Origin of the sequence: Stieleria maiorica (assembly GCF_008035925.1) — a bacterium.
Taxonomy (GTDB): domain Bacteria; phylum Planctomycetota; class Planctomycetia; order Pirellulales; family Pirellulaceae; genus Stieleria; species Stieleria maiorica.
Genome location: NZ_CP036264.1, coordinates 5,321,176 through 5,342,473 on the forward strand (window position 1 = coordinate 5,321,176; position 21,298 = coordinate 5,342,473).

Here is a 21,298-nt window from a genome sequence, read left to right on the forward strand (position 1 = left end):
CATTGGCCGCTCGCTCACGCTTCCCGCTGGCATCGGCGCTAGGGCAACTCCGGCAGATCGGGTTCTTGGAATCCGAAGTAGATCGCTCCGTCTTGGCGATAGTTGGTCGGCGTCAGACGATGGTAGGTCTGCGATCGGGAGCGTGCCGACGACCAGCGGACCGACCAGCGCGGTCGCCGCTCGTCGATCCATGGCAGCGACTGGGCGGCGAGTTCCTCCATCATGTACACCGACGAGTTTCCGGCGAGATCGGAAACATACAACACCGGATCGCTCAACGTCGGCGCACCGACGTAGGCGTTGTCCTCTCCGCGAAGCTTCAAATAAGGCCGCTCGGTGGCGAGTGTTTCCACGCCGATGATTTCCACGTGTGGCTGGCCCTCTTCGACCAAGAACACACACTGATTGGCTTCACGTTCGATCGGAACCGGAAAGATCCCGTCCGGGCCGAGTCGCATGCGGAGCATTCCGCGCGGGATTTCGGCCGTGACGTCCCGTAGCGACAGCTGAATCGGGCTGGCGACCACCGTCGGACGTCGAAGCGCCCCCGACGTGTCGATCATCCGGCCACTGATGGCGAGCAGGCCGTTTTTCCAGACCAATTGCAATGCAGCGGCGTAGTCCATTTGAATCAGCGTCGCTTCACCGCGCACCACCGCATTGTCCAACTGGATTGCAACCAATGGCAATGCATTTTCGTTGGGATTGAGGACACGGCCAGGCAGGGTTTCCGAATCCGGCAGTGCCTTGGGGTCGGTAATAACTTGGAAGAACGACACCCCATCATGGATCGCTTTGTTGACCAACGTGAATGTGCAATTCTGAAAGCGTGTCAATCGATTGTCGTTGACCACAAACATGGAACCACCGTCGACTTGTTCTTGGGCGAGCTCCCAATGAAAGTCCAGATTGCGAAACTGGGTGCGGTGATTTCCGATGTTCAACATCTCGCTACGACCGATCGCGAGTGTGTCGGTGGAGACCATTCGGATGGTCGTTCGCCCCACCGTCGATTCGAACACCATGTTGTCTTGGGGGATCGCCAGCGGGCCGGTGACCAATTCGGCGGTGGCCAATTCCACACGTCCGACGCCGAACCGCATGGCCAGATCAACCGCTTCAGCCAGGGTGGAAACCAGGATCGCACCATCGGTATCGCGATCGATTTGGTCGACGCGCATCGAGAGTGCCAACAGACTTGGCGACACCACACGCACGGATTGGGGGGGCGGCAGTTCGGCTGGCATGACGGGGCGAGTCGGCGACACCTCCGATGCCGTTCCCGCCTGTTCGCTGATCCGGTTCATCTCTGGACTTCCCGCACCGATCACCGATCCGGCTGCCGCCAGACCGCCCGCTGCGGAAGCGGACAATCCGGACGCTGTTGAATCGGGCTCCATGTCCGCCGCCGCATCGGCCGCTACAGCGGAACTGTCGTCAATCGAGGTCAACGGCGGCTCGTCACCGCTTCCGAGTGTTTCGGGAATCGGCAACCGGGCGGTGAAACTTGGCGGCCGAGCTGCTGCTTCGGAAACATCGTCAAGATTCATGTCGGGGTCTGACGTCGATGGTTCGATCGTGTCCCGACCGCCCCGTTCGGCCGGGCTGGTCGAATTGCCGAGCCCCGGCGTCTCGGATCTGCCCGCCGGTGGATTGCTTTCGGAAAACGTTCCGGTCGCCAATCCCGGCGTGTTGTCCGAATTCGAGGCGGCGCCCGTCGTCGCTCGCTCGCTCACCGCCGGCTCGCCAGACGAGGAAAGCGACGAAGGCCGCGTCGAACCCGTTCGATTCATCGACGCGGGGCGATTGATGACGAACGCATCCCGCGTCGCGGTCGATTGAAGCTCCAAGTAGCCACCGATCATCAAGATCAACAGTGCCACGATCATCCATGGCAGATGCAATTGCAGTCGCTGTAGGCCTTCGTTGCCCGACGGAAGCGTCACCACCGCATTGGACTGCGCACGCTTTAATTGGAATCGATACGCCAATTCGCTGAGATCGGCCAGCAAGTCCCGCGCGTTCTGGTACCTGGATTGTGGATCTTTGGCCATCATCCGGTGCATCACCGCGATCGCTTCGTCGGGCAGATCCGGACGTAGCACTTTGGGGTTGGGCAACGGTGCATTGCCGTGGCTGATCAGCTTTTGAAGCATGGTGCCACCGGTATAGGGCGCTTCACCGGTGACCATGAAATAGAACGTGCACCCGAGTGAATAAAGATCACTGCGGATGTCGGCATCGCGTGGATCGAACGCTTGCTCGGGCGAGATATAGTCAAACGTTCCCAGCGTGACACCGCTGGCGGTCATGTCTTCACTGAGTTCCAAGTTGTCGCTGCGAGCCAACCCCATGTCGACCAACTTGACCGAACCGTCATCGGACACCAGGACGTTGGACGGTTTGATGTCGCGGTGGACGATCCCGCGCTGGGACGCGTGATCAAGCGCTTCGGCGACTTGTGACGTGAATACAACGGCGTCGTCGAGCGACAGCGCACCGTGGTGGTCGACCAAGTCGCGGACGTTCGTTCCATTGATGTACTCAAAGACGATGTAATGCCAATCGTCGTAGTTGCCGGCGTCGAACACGCGCGCGATCCGGGGGTGATCCAACTTCGCAGCGTTCTGTGCTTCGTTGCGAAATCGGCGCTGCAACTCGGGATCGTTCCCGACGAAAGGGATCACTTTGAGCGCGACGATGCGGTCGAGCTGTTGATCGTGGGCGCGAAAGACGGCGCCCATGCCGCCCCCGCCGATCAGGGCTTCGAGAAAGTATTGGTTCAGCTGCTCACCGACCAGCACCTTGGCGATGTCGGCCGGGGTGCGCCCGCTGCCGGTATTTTTTCTTTCGCCTGCCGCGGCGACCTGGCGGATCACGGTTTTGGCTTCTTCCAGCCCCGGCGCGAAGTCTCCCTCAGATGCCACTTCGTCCGCGAGTCTGGCCGATCGGCCTTTGGGAGACTGCCGCACCGCAAACACTTCGTCGGTCGTGCGCTCCATCTCCAGGGGGTCGCGGCCACCATCGACCGACTGCTCGGGCGTTCGGTGGACGGTTGAATCGCTAGCCGTTGGTTCTTGGTTTTCCATCGCCAGACATTTGAAGAGCACGCCCATCAAGTTGACGCGTAACTGGCCCGCACCCAAGGAAACCCGCACCCAAGGAAACCCGCACCCAAGGAAATCCATCGTTCTGCTCGCACCGGCCTAGGCTGAATCCTACTCGTGGACCCGGAATCGGTCAACGAAATCGGTGCTTTCGCCCGGCCGGGCGATGGGGCCTGTACCGGATGATCCGGTCGATCGGGGCCGATTGCGGCGCGCACCCGCCCCGCGATGCCAGCACGCCGCGTCACGGCCCGTTGATTTAATCGGCCGTTTGGCGCGAGCCTACGGGCGCCAGTGCGTTTTCTTGGTAGAGGAAGCCCGTACGCTCGCGCGAAACGGCTGATCCCACGTGTGATCGGACTAAATCAACAGGCCGTGACGCTTCCCGCTGGCATTTTCTTCGCTCACTCGTCTCACTGGCGAGGCGTCCAGTCGGGGTTCACCAGATGGGGTGGACGCTCGCCGCGGCAGGCGGCCAGACAGTTTTCGATCGCCAACTCGCCCATCCGGGTGCGTGTCTGGACGGTGGCGCTGCCCAGATGGGGGGCGAGCACCACGTTGGGCAGCGTCAATAACTCGGGATGCACCGTCGGCTCCCGCTCAAAAACGTCCAGGCCGGCCCGTGCGATTTTCCCCTCGCGGAGCGCCTCGACGAGCGCCGCTTCATCAACCACCGCTCCACGCGCCGTATTGATCAACGTGGCGGTCGGCTTCATCTTCTCCAACTGCGGTTTCCCGATCAGATGCCTGGTCTGGTCCGAAAGCGCGACGTGAATGGAAACAAAATCCGACTCGCCCAGCAACTCGTCCAGTGCTCGATATTCCACCCCGAGTTCGCGTTCCTCCGCGACCGTCAGCCGGGTGCGATTCCAGTAGCGGACGCGCATGTCAAACGCCAATGCCCGCTTGGCCATCGCCTTGGCGATCCTGCCAAATCCGACCATGCCGATCGTCGCTCCGGTCACTTCCGCGCCGAGCATTTGAAGCGGTTCCCAGCCGGTCCACTGGCCCGAACGCACCAAACGATCCCCTTCGGTGACCCGCCGGGCCGAGGCCATCAGCAGCGCCCACGCCATGTCGGCGGTGCAATCGGTCAACACACCCGGCGTGTTCGTGACCGCAACGTTTCGCTGCGTCGCGGCATCGACGTCGATGTTGTTGTAGCCGACCGCGTAGTTCGACACGACCTTCAGGTTCCCAGCGGCATCCAATACCTCCGCGTCGATCTGATCGGTCAATAAACAAATCAGCCCCTCAACATCACGCACGCCATCGATCAATTCCTCGCGCGTCAGTGCACGATCCAAGTCGCCATGACAAAGGTGTGCCTCGGCACTCAACCGCTCCATCGAATCAGGCGGCAAGCGTCGTGTCAAAAGAACCTTCGGAGATCTCATATCAAGTTTCAGGTTTGGCCAATATTTTCTTGTCACCCATTTTCTTGTCCTTTTTTCCTCCTCCAGCCTGCATTTTTCTACCCCATTTTTCTATCCACTGCCCCAAACCTACTTCGTCGCGGTGTAGGCGTAGCGATTTCCGACGCTGTCGAACAACCCCGCCGTGTTCCAGGGTTCGATCAGCTCTCGCATCCGACGCACCACTTCATTGTCATCCGCGTCAGAATCAACCCACTCGGCACAGCGACCGACTGCCGCGACAAACCGTTCCTGATCGGCTTGCCACAACTTGGTTGGCACGTCACCGCGACCGATGCGTTCTTCGCAGGCAATGGCGGCGGCGAAGTAGACCATACAGGAAGCTGCGAACCGCCGAAACGAGGGCATCGCTCGGTAGCCCAACGCGACGATTTGGTCCAGATGGAATGCTTCGCCAAGAATCACCTCGCGATAGCGTTGGACACCATCGCCTCGATCGGGCGTAAGGATCAACCCCGCCAATCGCTCCACGCCGGCCAGTGCATGGGCGATCCCCGTGCTGTGAAGCGGGTCAATCGCAACGGCGGTCGTCGGCATCATCACACAGTTTTCCGCGACAACGGGATCGTACAAACGCTGCAAACGGCCGATGGTGTGAATCGTCGAATGCGGCGCCACGATCTCGCAGTTTCGCATGATCTGATGCAGCGTCGGGTAAGCGCTGAAACGATCGGCCAGAATCTGGACGGCCCGATCGACCGTGTCGTGACGGGTCGCGGCATCGGCGGGCAGAGGCGACGTGATCCCGACGCTGGTGATGCCGTTGTCCAATCGCAGCATCCAGGCCCAACCCTGGTCGATCAAATGGTGTTGCGCTGCGGCATCGGCATCGAAGGGATCGCAGCCGCGCCCGTCGCCATGAATTGAATTGAACACACTGGAGTAGGAATCGACGCCGCGAAAATGAGCGAATGCCGCACAGGTCTTGGTCTGCAGCCGATCGGTCAACGGAGCGACGCCCAGCAATCGCGCCGACACCGCGGCCGGACCGGAGGCGTCGACGACCATCGCAGCGGCAACCTGATCGCCGGACGCAAATCCGATGCGTGCGTCCCCCGCGGTGGACAACTCCAGCGACGTCACGGCGACGCCCTCCTGAGCGACCGCTCCGGCTTCGACCGCCTTGGCAAACAGGAAGGCATCGACGTCGCTGCGGTACCAATGCGTATCGCTTTTCCAATCGCTGGGGCTGGCCGCAACGATCATCGAACGCTCGCCCAAGCGAGATTCAACGATCCCCGTTCGGTGATCGAAGTAGCTGAATCCACGCTTCATCCCACATGCCAACTCGGGCAACGATTGCTGCCAGTTTCCATAGGCAGAAAGAGCTTCCAAATCCGGAAAACCGTATTGCCGGCCCAGACGCCGAAGCAACAAGTCCGCAATCGGCGTCGATGATTCTCCGATCGCGAATCGCGGATGCGTCGCGGCATCCAGCAGCGCCACACGTCGACCGCGGGACGCCAAGATTCTCGCCAGAATCGAACCGGAAAACCCGGAACCGATGATCGCGACATCAAATCGACCGTCCATCACCGGCTGGCCTGCTGATCAAGGATGGCGGATTGGAATCGATCCAACAGGCGGCGTCGCTGTTCACTCAATCGGTCACGGTCGATGTCCCACAGATCGACCGACAGGCACGCGGTTGTTCCCAGATCCGTCAGCGAATCATCGTACAATTCGGCCAGATGCTCCAAATCGATCTCGGGCAGGGACTCCGCCATGCCGTTCCATCCGTGACCGGATCGCGCGGGAATCAAGCTGATGTGACGCGCGCCCGAATGGATCGCATGCCGGACCGACAGGCGCGCCCACCGGAGCGATTCTTTCACCGACAGCTGCGGTGCGCCGACGATCAGAAACACGCGGAGATCGATCTGGCGCCAGCGTAAGAACGACGCGTAGCGATCGAAATCATCGCGCGACATCTGCTTTCCCAAACGGTTCAAGATCCTGGGCTGGACGGTTTCCAATCCCACCGCGACTTCAAGCGTTCCGGAAATGAGATCGCGAAACGCTTCATGGCGCCGAGCGCCGAATCGAGGGTGGTTTTCGATGATCACACGGTCGTACCCTGCGCAAATTTGTCCGATTTCTGCGTAGTCCCGTGGCGGTATACTGGACGGATCGAAGAAATTGCCGCTGTTGTACAGCTTGATCCAGTTGGACGATTTCAGCCGAGTCTGGGCGTGGCGAATTTGATCGGGGATCGCGCCGGGCTGTGACGGTCCGGGCAAGGTGTTTCGATGCAGATCACACATCGAGCAACCGATCGGACATCGGCTGGCGGTCAAAAAGACGGTCGCGACCGTGGCGACCGATCGCTGACCGTGAGCGTCGCGCGCCGGTTCGCGCTCATTTAAAAAGGCGTAGGGACGGCTGGGATCGAGGACTGCGGACAAGCGGCTTGTAGAAAGGTGGGCGTGTGGAAAAGCAAACAGGCAGCGAGGCGAACGGGGGACGATGAAGCAAGCGATCGAAGAATGCCTGAATTGTAACGCGCGGATCAATGCGCGCGTCACCGAGTGTCCCTGGTGCGGTCAACCGCGAGTAATCCCGGACGCGACGCCGATTCGTAAGCGGCTGTCGTTGGGAGCGTTGATCACGATCTTGACCCTGGCCGCGCTGTTGATGTGGCTGATGTCGCTAACCGGTCGCGACGTCTGATTGCGTTGGCGGGAGTCCGCAGAGGGATGGCAGAATGATTCGGGGCAGAATGATGAAATGTCCGCAGGCTGGCGCAGACGGCTGATCGAAGGGGCGCGCCCTCCCCTCGCCCCAAGGGAGGTTCTCTCACTCCTGGCGTCGATGCCCCGGGCGTGTTCCTACTCTCGCTGATCATTCAACTGGGGCTGCCGGGGCCCGTTGAAACTGTCATATCCGGAACGTCCGGGCGAGCCGTTGTGACGTGACCGCCGGGGAGTCCTTGGCGGGCAATTCTGTCAGGAAAACAAGGGGAGCTGATGCCCGCAGGACGATAGCCACTTCTGCACGAAAGACCACGGATCAATGATCCGAGGGACTCGTGAAGCAAACGCTGCAAAACCAAACGGTAGTGTCGGCGAGTGATGATCGAAATAGCAAGACACGATCTGGCAAGTGCTCACCGGCACGGGTCACCACCACCACCGATTCAGCAGCCGAAGCGCTGGCAAGACCCTTCCAAATCTAATTCATGGAGAATCACGATGCGTCGTGTAATCGTTCCTGCTTTGTTGGCCGTCGCACTGGTCGCAAGCACTTCGTCAAACGCAAGCGCGTTTGGCCTGTTGGACAAACTTTGTAAGAGCAGCTGTGACAGCTGCTGTGCAGAACCCGCCTGTGGCTGTGAAGTCGCGTGCGAGCCTGCCTGCGGATGTGAAGTGGCCGCACCCTGTGGCTGTGCAGCTGAGCCGATGTGCGGCTGCGAAGTCGTTGATCCCTGCGGCTGCGACAGCGGCTGTGCACCGCGTGGCGGATTGCTCGCCAAACTGTTCGGCAAGCACCGCGGATGCGGATGCGACGCCGGTTGCTGCGACATCGAGCCGGCTTGCGGTTGCGAAGTTGCTGCTCCTTGCGGATGTGCCGCTGAACCGGCTTGCGGATGCGAAGTCGCTGCCCCGACTTGCGGTTGCGAAGTCCCCGCATGCGACAGCTGCTGTGCCCCCAAGAAAAGCCACTTCGGCCTGCTGAAGAAGCTGTTCAGCAAGAAAAGCTGCTGCGGTTGCGACTCCGGTTGTGCCGCTGAGCCGACTTGCGGTTGCGAAATCATCGAGCCGGCTTGCGGATGCGAAGTCGCTGCTCCTTGCGGATGCAACTGAGACTGAACTGAGAGATGCCGAGGATCGGGACGACATTCCTCAAGGAGTTCCCGCCAAGCACCCTGCTCCAACCGGCTGACAAGGAAACGACTCGCATCTTCTCCCTGGCGAGTTATCCGAGTCCGCTGTGCAACGCTCCGAGCCGATTCCGATTTCGAAGCGAATATCTCGAAAGCCCCGATGGTTTGCGAAAGCCATCGGGGCTTTTTTCGTTGGTTCGAGGGGCGCTAGGACGGCAGGGGCAAAACGATGGGAAGCCACCCGTGTGATTGAAAGCCGGGTGGAAAACTGCTGCTGGATGGCAGAATGATGGGGGGCACGCCGACGGGAGGCTGATGGGCCGCTCGCCGACCGGTTTGTTGACTTCATCCGATCTCACGTGGGATCAGCCGCTTCGCGCGAGCGTACGGGCATCCCACACCAAGAAAACGAGCCGGGGCCCGTAGGCTCGCGCCAAACGGCTGATTGATACCAGCACGTGGCGTGAGCCAGTGGCTGGTGATAGGATTCCTATGGACGCTTCCCGCTGACAGCGACGAAACGACGTGATTTCTTGTGACTTTCCCCCGAGGATTTCTTTGATGGCTGATTGGCTTGAACCCGGTACCAAAGCTCCCGCATTCACCCTGAAAGACGACCAGGGCAACAAGGTCAAGCTGAGCGATCTCAAAGGCGATCCCGTCGTGTTGTATTTCTACCCACGCGATGACACGCCCGGTTGCACCAAAGAGGCCTGCGCGTTTCGTGATCGGTACGATGAAATGAAAGAGTTGGGGGCACAGCTGTTTGGCGTCAGTGCTGATTCGGCCGAAAGCCACGCCAAATTCCGCGACAAGTATTCGTTGCCCTTCCCGCTGTTGGTCGACGAGAAGCACGCGATGCTGGAAAAATATGGGGCTTGGCGCGAGAAGAACATGTACGGCAAGAAATCGATGGGGATCCAGCGCAGCACGTATCTGATCGATGCCGACGGCAAGGTCGCCAAGGTCTGGAAACGCGTGAAGGTCGACGGTCACGACCAGCAGGTGATCGACGCCCTAGCAGAACTGTAAGGCGGCCAGGGACGCCCTCGAGTTCGTCGCCGCGACGGCCCGGAAGGGCCATCGTACAGTTCGTCGCCGCGACGGTCCGGAAGGGCCATCGTACAGTGCTTCGCCGCGACGGCTCGGAAGGGCCATCGTACCAAGCGATGGTTTGGAAAGGACGTCGTCCAAGTCCGGCCCGCGACGAACGCAGGCCCCTGGCAACGAATTACACCGCGGGCTACCCTTCGTGGGAACGCTCTGGCGTCGCGACCCCTTTCTCTCCGCGCTGCAATTGCCTTTGCCATGGCTCACACGATCGTCATTTTTGGTGCCTCGGGCGACCTGACCAGTCGCAAACTGATCCCCGCACTGTACAGCTTGTTCAAAAAGAACAAGTTGGACGACGTGGTTCGAATCGTCGGGGTCTCACGTTCGCGGTTCGAAAACCAACAGTTTCGCGATTCACTCCGCGAGTCGGTCGCGAAGTTTGCCGGAAAACTTTTCGACGCCCAGACCTGGGACGAGTTCTCTCAGCACGTCTACTACCAGCCGGGCGACATCAAGGACGCCGAGGATTTCAATGCCTTGGCTAGGTTCCTGGACGAAATCGAACAGGGAGAACCATCGGGACGGCTGTACTACCTGTCGACGATGCCCCAGTTGTACGAAGAGGCGATTCGACAGCTCGGTGCCGCCGGGTTGGCCGACGATACCGACGGCTTCCGACGGGTGATCATCGAGAAACCGTTCGGCACCGATCTGGCGACCGCGCGTGCGCTGAACGATTCGATCCACAAGGTCTTCCGCGAAGACCAGATCTATCGGATCGACCACTACCTGGGCAAAGAAACGGTCCAAAACATTTTTGCGCTTCGCTTCGCCAACTCGATCTTCGAACCGATCTGGAACCGCAACTACGTCGATCACGTCCAGATCACGGTCGCCGAGGAGGTGATCATCGGGCGACGGGCCGGCTACTACGACAACGCCGGCATCCTGCGTGATATGTTTCAAAACCATATCCTGCAATTGATGATGATCACGGCGATGGAACCGCCGGCGAAGTACGACGCCGCGTTGGTGCGTGACGAAAAAGTCAAGGTACTGCACAGCGTCCGCAAGATGACCGGTGCGGATTTCGCCTCCAACACCGTCCGTGGCCAATACGAAGGGTATTTGAAGGAAGAGGGCGTGCCGGCCGGCAGTCAAACGGAAACCTATGCGGCGCTGAAGCTGTATTGTGACAACTGGCGCTGGAAAGGCGTCCCGTTTTATCTGCGTAGCGGCAAAGGCATGTCATGCCGAACGACACAAATCGTGATCCAGTTCCGCCACGTGCCCCACATCCTGTTCGGGCAGAAAACCCGCAGCCCGGTCGGCAATCGATTGGTCGTGCAGATCCAGCCGGCCGAAGGGATTCAGCTGCACTTCGAGTCCAAAGTGCCTGAAAGCGAAATGAAAACGCGAACCAGCACGCTGGACTTCGATTTCAACCAATCTTCCAAAGGCGACATGCCGGACGCCTATCAACGCTTGCTGCTCGATGCCGTCCTGGGCGACGCCAGCCTGTTCGCCCGCAGCGATGAAGTCGAATTGGCCTGGGGAATCATCGACCCCATCCTGGCCGCCTGGCGAAGCCCCGCCGCACCGGAGTTGTTCCAATACACGCCCGGATTGTGGGGACCCCCGGAAGCGAACGAGTGGATGGGCAATCAACACCACCGCGAGTGGTTCGACGTCTGCCCCGTGCTGACGCATCCATAGTCCATTGTCCCAACAGTCGCCGTGTTCTCCGAACTCGGCGTCCGCGAAAAAGCAACGCTTTGCCCCACGCCGACCTCGGAGAGGACGGCGACTGTTCAGCCCAGCCCAGCCGAAAACCAAGTGGCGGCAATCGACTAGACTTTGTCCCTAAACCGGGCAAGGGTCGTATGTGGTAGCGGAATTTGCCAAGAATTTCGGCTTTTCCCGTGTGGAATGCTGCGAGTCGAAAGCCTTGGCGGCTTCCGCTACGGGTTGAGGGACAAAGCCTACTGGTTCGAGTAGCGGATTTCGGGCGAATAGCGAAGCTGCGATGCGGCGTGTGGCGGCAAAGCTTTTTGCAGATCCAAGCACTCTTTTTCACGCACCGGGTTAGCGTCGTGCATGATGTGCGTGACCAACGCAACGACCAACTCGTTGCGGCGGCTCTCGGCGGCGCGTTTGTTGAACAGCCGCTTGATGACGGGGATTTGTCCGACGACCGGGACGACCGCATCGCTTTGGGTGTCGGTTTCACGGATCAGGCCGCCGATGACCAGCCCGCTGCCATCGGGCATCAGCACCGTTGTCGAAACCTGGGTGGTGTCCTCCTCCGGAAAGCCGCTTTCGGTAATCTTTCCGCCGGAGACCTTTGGCAGCACCGTCATCAGGATCTGGTCGTCGTGTGTGATCACCGGAGTGACCTCCAGCACGATCCCGACATCCAAAAACTGCACGTTTTGAATCGTCGCGGTCTGCGTGGTGGTGGCGACGGCGTAGGGCAAGCGTTGACCGATTTGCACCTTTGCCGTTTGCCGATTGACCACGCTGACTTTGGGAGACGCCAATGTGCGTGAATTGGTGTTGGTGTGAATCGCTTCGATCAAGTGCCCCATATCGGTTCCATTGATCCGGAACGCGAACGACGGCCCCTCGGGGTTTTCTTCGGCGAAATTCGATCCTTCCAAAATCACCTTGGCACCCGCGATCCGAGCCAATCCACGCAGATTGACGCCATAACGTTCCTCGTCATCCAAGTCGATTTGCAACACATGGGCTTCGACCAGGACCTGGCGTGGCGGTACGTCGATTTGGGCCAGATACTGTGCGACACGTTGGTGCCCTGCCTCGTTGTCTTCGACGATCAACAACTCGCGCGTCTTCAGCTGATCCACGGCATCGGATTCGCTGGTGTGCGCCTTTCCGACCGGCGAAAGCAATCCGGTGACGACCGGTTGCACGTCCGCGGCGGCAACGTAGTTGAGCGGATAGACCTGCAGCCGTCGCCCCTGGACCTTGGGGTCCAGCGACGCCGCGTCCGCCCCGGTGACGTACAACAAATTGCCCGATTGATGCCAATGAAATCCGGCGACACCCAAAATCGCATCCAGCACTTCGTCCAAACGTGCGCCACGAATGCTGACGGTGACCGGCCCGGTGACATCGGGGCCGATCACCAGATTCAACTTGTGGTGGTCGGCGATCATTCGCAACACGCTGCGAAGCTCGGCGTCGTTGGCAACCAGCGTGACCAGATCCTGGTGTTTTTCCAGCGTCGCTCGGTCGGTTCCCGGCGCGGACTTGAGCGGAATCGCAATTCCCTTCTGGTCGGTCGGCGGCGGAGCGAGCGCGACCGGTGCCTCTAATTCCTGTACGTCCTCCTCCTCGGACTCTGCGGCCACTTGCACCACGCGTTTGGACGGCAAGGGGAGCGCCCCGACAACTAAGTCGGCGATTGCATCTCCGTGTTGTTCATTCGCGGACACTTCCTCGCGGTGGACCACCGATTGGATCTCGGCGTTTGCCTGACGTTGCTGGGGCCTCGGTGATGGGGCGACGGTGATCGCGTTGATATTCCCGATGTCCGTCGGCTGAATCGGCAGGGATGGTTTGAAAGGCGCCTTCAGGGGCGACGGTTTGGTCGGGTGCGGCATCGACCCGACCGGCTCGGGAGCCGGGATCAACCGCGACGTTGCCACCGGGCGCAACCGGTCCGGCACGCGGGTGGGCTGCAGGACGTTTCTTGTCGTCGTCCTCTGCTGCGATGATCCGCCCGCCTGGGAAGCGGTGACATGGGGTGCGGCCGCGACGGGGATCTGCGTCGGCGTGCTTCCCGCGATGGGGATGACTTTGGACGTGTCGGTTGATCTTCGTTGGCGTCCGACGATGGGGGCAACGTTCGAAACGGCCGGGTCGCGATCAAGCGTACTCTCGACGGGTCGACGCGGCTGGGTGGATGCGGAACGAAAATCCGACGATCGTGCGGAACGATCCAGTTCCAGATCCAACGTGTCGGGTTGCGGCAACATCGTCGCGCTGACGCCGGTGTTCCGATCCGACCGCTGCGACGATTCGATCGCCGACTGTTTCTTTGTCGTGGCGGTCGACAGATCATTCGCCGATCGGGACGACTTTGGCAATGGTTTCAAATCGGTCGGAAGCGATGGCGTCGACATCAGCGGTGAAAAACCTCGGCCGGACTGATTGACCGCGGGCCGGCGAGCGGTCCACTGAACTTGCGCAATCGGCCCCATCGGCATTTCGGGCATCTTCCGCCGAGCTGCTGGCGATTGCTGCAGCGCCGCAGGCGCGGTCGAACCGCTGGGGGACTCGTCGATTGCGGCAACCAGCCGAATCGCCGAAGCGTCGATCTCTGCCGGCAGGGGAATCAGCGGAGGGGCCGCTTTCCGCGAGGCTGTCGCGTTCGGTTTCGGCGTGGTCGCGGCCCCCTCGACTTCGCTTCTCCCGCCCGCCGAAGGATCGCGTCGCAACTCGGTCGCCGGCGTGGTTTCGGCCTGCAAGACGGATTTGGATTTCCCGCGCAGGAGAACGATGGAGGAGTCGACGAGGACAGGCTGTTGCCGCGGCGCAGGGCGGCCCTTTTCCCTTGCGGTCGTTGTTTTCCCGTGGGATCGCTGCCGATTCGCGATTTCGGGTCGGGAATTGCGCGACGCGATCGCCCTCGGGGCAGACACAACCACGTCGCCGCCCCGCTTTTCTTTGGAATCCGCGGCATGCGCGCACCACATCATCCCCACACAGAGGATCGCGATGATCGCCAGAGACAGAATCCGCATCCGGAGAGCTTCCTTGCGCCGTGGATGAAACGAGAACCCAAATAATCCGCACAATCGGTATAAACCAACTCTCTTGACCTATCGGCGTCTGAGGTGTGGCAGCGAAGGAAAACCCGGCAACTTGATCCGCTTTTGCCAGATTCGGGGTCTACGGCGTCACTTCCACCCCCTCTGGAGAGACGTGCAGAACGATGACGCCGGCGTCCAATTCTTCACCGGGCTGGACGATTTTCCCGTCGATCAACGCCTTGCGATCTCGACCGTCGTAGGCCCCGTAGACGGCTCCCAACGTGTATTCCGCCCTGGGTTTGGGCCTTTTCGGCTCAGCGAGCGAGTCATTGACCGGCGATTCGTCGAGCGGTTCGTCAATTTCAACTGCCGCGCTGCGAAACAAATCCACCGCCGCAAGCTGTTCGTGTGTCAGCCTGGGGAGTTCGTCGACGGCAACAAAATCCTGCGTCAAATCGTTCGGCTTGTCACCCGAATCTTTCTGCGAGAGCGGTTTCAACGAAACAGGCGACGTCTTGACGGACGGCACCGCGGTGCCACCGGCCGGGCTGCCCGATCCGCTCGGGTCACCACCCGAGGGAGAAAACACCAGTGCGACCAGCAGCACGACCAACAAAACGGCGACCAGCACGAGTTGTTTCTTCTTTTTCGCATCTTGCGCTCCGCCCGTTCGGGGACGAAGTGCGCTGGATGGACGGGCGCTGGACGGATGGGTGCTGGACGGATGGGTGCTCGGGCCTTGAGTACCGGGACGTGCGAGGTCAGCTGTCATCATCGCTCCTCCGTTGTAACAATTTTGCCGCCGTCGTCGCTTTCCCCGCGTAAGGGACTCTCAGGGACAGCGTGGCGAGACAACGGACGGGCGGATGATTGCCGCGGGACGCTTCGGCAGGACGCTTGGCCCCCTCAGCCCGGACGACTTGAATCTCGTCGCACCAGATCGGCAACTCGGCGGCGACGATCCGGTGCAGAAACTCGCAAACGTTGCCGTAGGTGCCCTGGATTTCGCATTCGGTGTCCAACACCGCGACGCGAATTCCGCCGTGGGTGGTCCCTCGATCCATGGTGACCAGCTGGACGTCACAGTCCGTTGCCAGGTCTTGCAAGACCGAGCGGACGTCTTCCCAAGATCGGCTTTCCGGCAACCAGCCCGCAATACGATCGACGCGTGACTGGTTTTCCTCACGCTGCTGTTGGGCTTGCCGATATTGATTGCGAAATTGATTTCGATTGGAGATCAATTCGATCGCTTGGGCGATTTCTTGTGGTTGGTGAGTGCGGTCGGCGGCCAGGAGTTCAGGACGCAACCACAACAGACAGCTCGACGCAACCAGTGCGAAGGCGCTGATTCCACAAACCACATGACACCGCAGCGGCGTGTTCAACCAATGCACCATCAGCGGAGATCTTGAGCGCAGCTTGTATTTCCTGCGAAGCAGACGGTTGGTTTGTTTCATGGCACCAACCTTGATGAAAGTGGTTGTGCGGTGACACGAATCAGGGCTTCGCGCCAGGCGCCACCCGGGGTGGTCAGCGCGACATCTTTCAAACGACCACTTTTCTCCAATCGGTCATTCCAGGGCATCAAGACGTCCCGGCTGTTGGCCATCACCGTCAACGTGAATCGGGAGGCTGCCCAGTTCGGTGGCTCTTTCAACGACGCGTCATATTCAAGCGGCAATTTGATCTCGATCGATTGGACATCCAGATGTTGCTGCTGCGGTAAGGCGGGTCCGGGATGCGTGGCCAGCGTGACGGCCCCCATCACTTGAGCCACACTATCGTCTGGTTTGGCCGACTCAACCCAAGAGCACCATTTTTCCAGCACGGCGTTCTCGGCTTCTAACAGCTGTGTCTTTCGGCGCAGCTCGGCGATCGGAGCGGACTGGGTGACGAGATCGGCGTTCTTGGCGATCAATCGTCGCCCGCGCATCCACAACGCGATGGAGGACCCGACGGTGATCGACAGCAGCACCAACAACACCCCCGACCATTTGTGAAACGCCTGTTCGGCGTGACGACGCGAGCGATAACTCGGAGGCAGCAGCTCAAAATCCTGCCATCCGCCGAACGAGTCAAGGACGATGGTCGATCTGCCGGACGAATCCGCTTCGGGCGACGTCTGACTGGGCGTGTGACCGGGCGTGTGACCGGACGTCTGGCTGGGCGTCTGACTGAGTGTCCGACTGGACGTCTGACTGGGGGAATCCGCGGGCGGCCACGGCATCTGGTCCGCGGCGCCGGACGGCTCGGGGACAAAATCGATGCCGACGCTGTTTTCGCGTGGGCAGGCGACCGCGTCGCGTTGCTGTTGCTGTCTCATCTGCCGTACCCTCGCCGAGACCCACGGGAAGCAGCCAAGGCCAGGGAGAGAGCTCCGGCGTAGGACGAATCGAGTCGGCGAACGAGTTCCGGATCTCGATGGCGGTGTTTTGCCAAAGTTGCCGGACGGCTGGTCCCTTGGTACGACCAAATGGCGACGGGTGTTTCCGTCAGGGTCGCGATGATTTCATCCACGCCGGGAATTTCAGCCAGCGGACCTGCGATCAGAATTGGCTTTTTCGATCCCGCAGCCATGTCCGCGCGGGCGGCATAACGCGCGGTCGCGCGGAATTCTCTGGCGACCTCCGACAGGTACGGACGCAAGGCGTGGGCATCCAACGGACGATCGGCCTGATCCAACCGGAGAATTTGATCGGGGACCGAAGGCAGCGTGCGGGTCAATCCGACGCCGGTCTGGTGTCGCACGGCGATCAGCGCCGAGGCCTGACTGAGCCACAAGACACACTGGGCATCGATCCCGGTCAGCGATTCGGCGGCGTGGACCAGGGCGACTCCGTGCGGCAAGATGGACTGAACAATGTACCCGTTGTCGCTGACGATGTCGGTGATCTGACACGCGGTCTGTTCGGCCGTGGCTGCGATGACATATTGGTCTTCGCCCCCCGGTTTTCCATGATGGGCCCCGACGACGGGCCAATGGCTAAGGTGTGCCGGGCTTTGGAACACCGAACGGGCGAACATTTCACTGCAGCGCTGACGCATTTGCGGGATTTCGGTGCCGATGACGGTCTGATAATGGGTCCAAGCGATCGGCAGGGCGATGGCGGTCAGATTGGTGTCCCCGTCGATACAGCGCGGCAGCCGCCGGTCGATCGTTTCCAGAACGCCGTCCAACCACTCCGGCGTCATGTCTTGGTTTCGCTCGGTCGGCAAATCGAATTGATGCCGGCCGGCCCACTTAAAGTCATCCGGATTGCGACCGATCGGCCGCAGCGTTGCCACACGCACCACGTGTTCCCCGACGTCGATGCCGACATAGGCCTTGCCGGTCTGTGAAAACCACCGGCTTCGTCGCCCGGGGGTCGTCACCGGCGCAGCGTGATTGACGTCTGCCGATGGGATCGAGGATTGGGGCGGGGCCGATGTCATGGGGGGACGCGAGAAAGATGCAACCGAGCAAGCGAGTTTCATCCACGATGGTGAATCACCATGGATGTACGTCACAGAGACGCCACGTACAAACGAATGCGGCCAGCGCAAGGCGGTACGGCAGCGCCTGACCTGCAGGGCGGACTAGCATTGTCGTCGCAATCGGAACATCCGAACCACCCGTCGACGGCATCACCAGCGAGCGATCAACCTTGTTGAATGGTCGAGACGTCCAACAGCGGCAGCATGACCGACATGACGATTCCCGCGACCAAGACGCCCATCAGCAAAATGATCATCGGTTCGAGCGCAACGACCAGTCGTTTGATTTTCCGCCCGCCCTCTTGTTCGTAAAACCGACCGATGTCTTCCAGCACTTCGGCCACGCGTCCGGTCCGCTCGCCGGTCGCCATCATCTGTGTTGCTTCGGTGGGCAAAAAGTCCGCCGTGGCGAGAGCGTCGCTGGCACTCAACCCGTCGATCAGATTGTCCTCGACCCGACCGAGCAACTCGTGCCACGACTGGTCTTGGACGGTGTTTCGTGTCAATTGAACCGCTTGCAACATCGGCACCCCGCCCCGAACCATCGCCGCAATGGTGCGAAAGTAACGTCCGGCGATTAAGGGTCGGTAGGCGTCCTTGATCATCGGCGCGTACAACAACATCTTGCCAACGGGTCGCTGAATCAACGCATGCCGTCGAAGCATGAACGCCCCCGCCATGATCGCGATGCCGACGGGAAACAGAATCATCCAGTAATCTCGCCCGAACGTGCCGACATCCAACAAGAACTGAGTCGATGCGGGAACGGGCCGCCCCGTGGACTGGAACACACGTCCGAATTGGGGCAACACGCCCAGAATCAGCGCCGTCATCACCACCGACGCGGCGGCAATCAAGATCACCGGATAGATCATCGCACCAACGATCGACGCCCGCATCTCCAATTGTCCCCGCATGCGTTCGCACACGTTGGCCAACGTTTCTGGGACGTCGCCGGTTGCTTCGGCCGCTGCCAGCATGGCCGGCAACGAAGCGGGAAAGTACTCGCCATGCGTCGCCACGGCGTTGGAAAACGTCATCCCTCCGCTGAGCGAAAGGTGAATCGCGTCAAGCGATGCCGCCAATCGCGGATCCTGGCAATGACCGGCGACGTGTCCGACCGCCTCGGCGATCTCCACGCCATTTTGACTCATCACGGCCAGTTGATTCAGACTCAACAATACCGTCGACGACGAGACGGGAAACAAATAGACGCCGCCTGGTGAAGTTTGCCGCTGGGGCGATCCCAATCCGCCGGCGGTCAAGTTGCCCCGAGTCCCCTGGCGTGGGGCGGGCGTCGTGCTGCCGGTCGACCGGTACGATTTTTCACCGACGTTGAACCGATCGAAAGACGGCGACGTGGAAAAATCCGACGCCGCATCACGATCGCCTGGCATCGGTGTCAGGGGGGAAAACGCTTTCATGACTTTAATCGACCAGTGCGACCCGCCCGACCTCCTCCAAACTGGTCACTTTGTCCTGGGCCAATTGAATCCCTTCGCTCAACAACGACGGCCCGTTGCGGGATTGTCGCAGCGTTTCCAAATCGGCGCCCTGATTGATCAGCGTGCGAATGTCCGGGGTGATTTCGAACAGCTCGTAGACCCCGGTACGCCCGCGATAGCCCGATTCGTAACATTCCCCGCATCCGCGACTGCGCGCAAAGCTTTGCCGCGGGTCACCGGTGTAGTGCAGTTCGTCCAGCATTTTGGTCGACGCGTAATACGTCTCCTTGCAGTTCGGACACAAGTTCCGCATCAACCGCTGTGCGATCACGCCGACCAGGCTGGCGGCGATCTTGAAGCTTTCGATCCCCATGTCCATCAAACGTGTGATCGCCGCGGCGCTGTCGTTGGTGTGCAGGGTGCTCAGGACAAGGTGTCCGGTCAGGGCGGCCTGGATCGCCGTTTCAGCCGTTTCGCGGTCGCGGATTTCCCCGACCATGATCACATCGGGGTCCTGCCGCAGGATGCTCCGCAGGGCCTGTGCAAACGTCATCCCGGTTTCTTTGGCGACTTGAACCTGGTTGATCAGTTCCAACTGGTATTCGACCGGGTCTTCGACGGTGATCACGTTCCGCTCGATCCCCTTGATCAGTTCGATGGCCGAATAAAGCGTCGTCGTTTTTCCGCTTCCGGTCGGCCCGGTCACCAACACCAACCCGTGCGGCCGCGACAACATGCGACGGACGGAGGTCAACGACGCATTGGGCAGGCCCAGACTGTTGAGGTCGAAGGTGACGCTGTTGCGGTCGAGCACCCGCATCACCACCTTTTCGCCCAGCACGGTCGGCAAGGTGCTGACGCGCAGGTCGACGTCGCGACGGCTGATCCGCACATGCAACCGTCCGTCCTGTGGTTGGCGGTGTTCGGCGATGTCAAGCTTTGCCATGACCTTGATTCGCGACACGATCGCGGCGTGCATCTCCTTGCGGGGCTTCATGACCTCGCGGAGTGCACCGTCGATGCGAAACCGTACGGAGGTGAACTTCTTACCGGCTTCGATGTGGATGTCGCTGGCGCCCTGTCGGACGGCCTGGATGATCGCGTAATTGACCAGGTTGATCACCGGGCTGCCTTCGGCCAGCTGCTGGGTGCCGTGCAGGTCCAGGTCGATCGCTTCGCTGTCCAATTCCAGCTGTTCGACGTCAAGGTCGGCGGTGACCGAATCGACGGCGAAGTCATCTTCATAGCATCGCGGCAACAGCCGCTCAATGCCGCTGGCCAGGGTCAACACCGGGCGGATCCGACAACCGCTGACATCGGCCAGGGTATCGATCGCGGCCAGATCCTGTGGATCCGCCATCGCGACGGTCAACTCATCCCGAACCCGCATCAGCGGCAAGACACGATACCGTTCGGCGTAGTCGCGAGGGATCAACGAAACAGCGACCGGATCGATCAATCCTTCCCGCAGTTTGACGCCTTCCACCCCCAGCTGTTCGCCGAGCATGGGCAGCAGATTGGCCTCGTCGACGAGCCCCAACTCGGCCACGACCTCGCCGAGACGCTTGAAGTGTTTTCGCTTGATTCGGCCGATCGTGTCGGTGCCCTCTTGGGCCGCCAACGCTTGCAACCGATCCTCTTCGCTGGCCTGGTGGGCCAATGCCGTTTCCAACTGGTCTTCGCGGATCAAGCCCGCTTCGATCAAGCGGCTGCCGAGCGGCTGGACCGAGCGTTCGGTGCCGGGGCGGCGCGACGGATGCACGATCCGGGCCGGGGCGATGCCGACGGAAGATTGGGAGGGACCCGAGCTGGTTTTCATCGTGATCAGATCCTCCGATTAAGCGAAACTGCCGAGTGCGGTCGTCAGATCGGGGAAGGATTCGATGCTGGATCCGACGCCCGTGATTCGCAACAGGTCGTCACACAATTCGCCGACGCTGCACAGCCGCAAACATCCGCCACGACGACAACACTCATCGCTCAGATCCAACAACCACTCCAATCCGCGGCTATCGATCAGCGGGGTGTCGCTAAAGTCGACGATGACGGCCGGGACGCCGCCGGTCAGCTTGCTGCCGATCATCTCTCCGATCGGACCGATCGTTTCGGCCCGCAGCGGACCCTCGCTGCGGACGACGTAGACGCTGCCGTGTTTATCAAGACGGACCATGGACGTACTCTG

Annotated in this window: 15 protein-coding genes; 3 read left to right on the top strand and 12 right to left on the bottom strand. The window is 60.7% G+C overall.

Annotated elements, in window-relative coordinates; all coding sequences use genetic code 11:
• Positions 1 to 38 precede the first annotated feature (38 nt).
• From Mal15_RS18030 to Mal15_RS18045, 4 genes are all read right to left on the bottom strand, one after another.
• Complete coding sequence (locus tag Mal15_RS18030) at positions 39 to 3,188, bottom strand: serine/threonine-protein kinase (protein ID WP_147869046.1); 3,150 nt, start codon at positions 3,186 to 3,188, stop codon at positions 39 to 41.
• Positions 3,189 to 3,520: 332 nt separating this feature from the next.
• Positions 3,521 to 4,504 carry a 2-hydroxyacid dehydrogenase gene (locus Mal15_RS18035; RefSeq protein ID WP_147869047.1) on the bottom strand — a complete coding sequence of 328 codons (984 nt, stop codon included), beginning with the start codon at positions 4,502 to 4,504 and terminating at the stop codon, positions 3,521 to 3,523.
• Between the two features lie 108 nt (positions 4,505 to 4,612).
• Positions 4,613 to 6,076, bottom strand: a complete 1,464-nt coding sequence (locus Mal15_RS18040) for an NAD(P)/FAD-dependent oxidoreductase (RefSeq protein WP_233902866.1) — start codon at positions 6,074 to 6,076, stop codon at positions 4,613 to 4,615.
• Positions 6,076 to 6,948, bottom strand: a complete 873-nt coding sequence (locus Mal15_RS18045; protein ID WP_147869049.1) for a hypothetical protein — start codon at positions 6,946 to 6,948, stop codon at positions 6,076 to 6,078. The genes Mal15_RS18040 and Mal15_RS18045 overlap by 1 nt, the downstream gene beginning before the upstream one ends.
• A gap of 61 nt (positions 6,949 to 7,009) precedes the next feature.
• Here Mal15_RS18045 and Mal15_RS18050 point away from each other — a divergent pair, with 61 nt between their 5' ends.
• The 3 genes from Mal15_RS18050 (at position 7,010) to zwf (ending at position 11,135) form a co-directional block, all read left to right on the top strand.
• Positions 7,010 to 7,213, top strand: a complete 204-nt coding sequence (locus tag Mal15_RS18050; RefSeq protein WP_147869050.1) for a hypothetical protein — start codon at positions 7,010 to 7,012, stop codon at positions 7,211 to 7,213.
• 1,714 nt (positions 7,214 to 8,927) lie between these two features.
• Positions 8,928 to 9,398 (top strand): thioredoxin-dependent thiol peroxidase, encoded by a 471-nt coding sequence (gene bcp / locus Mal15_RS18060; protein WP_147869052.1) that lies wholly within the window; start codon positions 8,928 to 8,930, stop codon positions 9,396 to 9,398.
• 276 nt (positions 9,399 to 9,674) lie between these two features.
• Positions 9,675 to 11,135 (top strand): glucose-6-phosphate dehydrogenase, encoded by a 1,461-nt coding sequence (gene zwf, locus Mal15_RS18065; protein ID WP_147869053.1) that lies wholly within the window; start codon positions 9,675 to 9,677, stop codon positions 11,133 to 11,135.
• Positions 11,136 to 11,401: 266 nt separating this feature from the next.
• On the opposite strand, the gene Mal15_RS18070 is transcribed toward zwf, so the two are convergent.
• From Mal15_RS18070 to Mal15_RS18105, 8 genes are all read right to left on the bottom strand, one after another.
• Positions 11,402 to 14,188, bottom strand: coding sequence for a type II secretion system protein GspD (locus tag Mal15_RS18070; RefSeq protein ID WP_147869054.1), 2,787 nt, complete (start codon positions 14,186 to 14,188; stop codon positions 11,402 to 11,404).
• A gap of 148 nt (positions 14,189 to 14,336) precedes the next feature.
• Positions 14,337 to 14,969 carry a hypothetical protein gene (locus tag Mal15_RS18075; RefSeq protein ID WP_147869055.1) on the bottom strand — a complete coding sequence of 211 codons (633 nt, stop codon included), beginning with the start codon at positions 14,967 to 14,969 and terminating at the stop codon, positions 14,337 to 14,339.
• Complete coding sequence (locus tag Mal15_RS18080) at positions 14,959 to 15,654, bottom strand: hypothetical protein (RefSeq protein WP_147869056.1); 696 nt, start codon at positions 15,652 to 15,654, stop codon at positions 14,959 to 14,961. The genes Mal15_RS18075 and Mal15_RS18080 overlap by 11 nt, the downstream gene beginning before the upstream one ends.
• Positions 15,651 to 16,520 (bottom strand): hypothetical protein, encoded by an 870-nt coding sequence (locus Mal15_RS18085; protein WP_147869057.1) that lies wholly within the window; start codon positions 16,518 to 16,520, stop codon positions 15,651 to 15,653. The genes Mal15_RS18080 and Mal15_RS18085 overlap by 4 nt, the downstream gene beginning before the upstream one ends.
• The gene (locus Mal15_RS18090; protein ID WP_147869058.1) at positions 16,517 to 17,629 is read right to left on the bottom strand and encodes a hypothetical protein; all 1,113 of its coding nucleotides are present in this window, start codon (positions 17,627 to 17,629) and stop codon (positions 16,517 to 16,519) included. The genes Mal15_RS18085 and Mal15_RS18090 overlap by 4 nt, the downstream gene beginning before the upstream one ends.
• A 206-nt stretch (positions 17,630 to 17,835) precedes the next feature.
• Positions 17,836 to 19,068 carry a type II secretion system F family protein gene (locus tag Mal15_RS18095; protein WP_167546897.1) on the bottom strand — a complete coding sequence of 411 codons (1,233 nt, stop codon included), beginning with the start codon at positions 19,066 to 19,068 and terminating at the stop codon, positions 17,836 to 17,838.
• A 31-nt stretch (positions 19,069 to 19,099) separates the two neighbouring features.
• Positions 19,100 to 20,935: a GspE/PulE family protein gene (locus Mal15_RS18100; protein ID WP_147869060.1), complete on the bottom strand. Its 1,836-nt coding sequence runs from the start codon at positions 20,933 to 20,935 to the stop codon at positions 19,100 to 19,102.
• Positions 20,936 to 20,953: 18 nt separating this feature from the next.
• Entirely contained in the window at positions 20,954 to 21,286 is a 333-nt protein-coding gene (locus Mal15_RS18105) for an STAS domain-containing protein (protein WP_147869061.1), read from the bottom strand.
• Between the last annotated feature and the right edge of the window lie 12 nt (positions 21,287 to 21,298).

Excerpts from the sequence above, each read along its gene's own strand:
- Mal15_RS18105 (WP_147869061.1), bottom strand. The coding sequence starts at position 21,286 with ATGGTCCGTCTTGATAAACACGGCAGCGTCTACGTCGTCCGCAGCGAG.
- Mal15_RS18040 (WP_233902866.1), bottom strand. The coding sequence starts at position 6,076 with ATGGACGGTCGATTTGATGTCGCGATCATCGGTTCCGGGTTTTCCGGT.
- Mal15_RS18100 (WP_147869060.1), bottom strand. The coding sequence starts at position 20,935 with ATGAAAACCAGCTCGGGTCCCTCCCAATCTTCCGTCGGCATCGCCCCG.
- zwf (WP_147869053.1), top strand. The coding sequence starts at position 9,675 with ATGGCTCACACGATCGTCATTTTTGGTGCCTCGGGCGACCTGACCAGT.
- Mal15_RS18075 (WP_147869055.1), bottom strand. The coding sequence starts at position 14,969 with ATGACAGCTGACCTCGCACGTCCCGGTACTCAAGGCCCGAGCACCCAT.
- Mal15_RS18050 (WP_147869050.1), top strand. The coding sequence starts at position 7,010 with ATGAAGCAAGCGATCGAAGAATGCCTGAATTGTAACGCGCGGATCAAT.
- Mal15_RS18035 (WP_147869047.1), bottom strand. The coding sequence starts at position 4,504 with ATGAGATCTCCGAAGGTTCTTTTGACACGACGCTTGCCGCCTGATTCG.
- Mal15_RS18080 (WP_147869056.1), bottom strand. The coding sequence starts at position 15,654 with ATGAAACAAACCAACCGTCTGCTTCGCAGGAAATACAAGCTGCGCTCA.
- Mal15_RS18085 (WP_147869057.1), bottom strand. The coding sequence starts at position 16,520 with ATGAGACAGCAACAGCAACGCGACGCGGTCGCCTGCCCACGCGAAAAC.
- Mal15_RS18070 (WP_147869054.1), bottom strand. The coding sequence starts at position 14,188 with ATGCGGATTCTGTCTCTGGCGATCATCGCGATCCTCTGTGTGGGGATG.
- bcp (WP_147869052.1), top strand. The coding sequence starts at position 8,928 with ATGGCTGATTGGCTTGAACCCGGTACCAAAGCTCCCGCATTCACCCTG.
- Mal15_RS18090 (WP_147869058.1), bottom strand. The coding sequence starts at position 17,629 with ATGACATCGGCCCCGCCCCAATCCTCGATCCCATCGGCAGACGTCAAT.
- Mal15_RS18095 (WP_167546897.1), bottom strand. The coding sequence starts at position 19,068 with ATGCCAGGCGATCGTGATGCGGCGTCGGATTTTTCCACGTCGCCGTCT.
- Mal15_RS18030 (WP_147869046.1), bottom strand. The coding sequence starts at position 3,188 with ATGGATTTCCTTGGGTGCGGGTTTCCTTGGGTGCGGGTTTCCTTGGGT.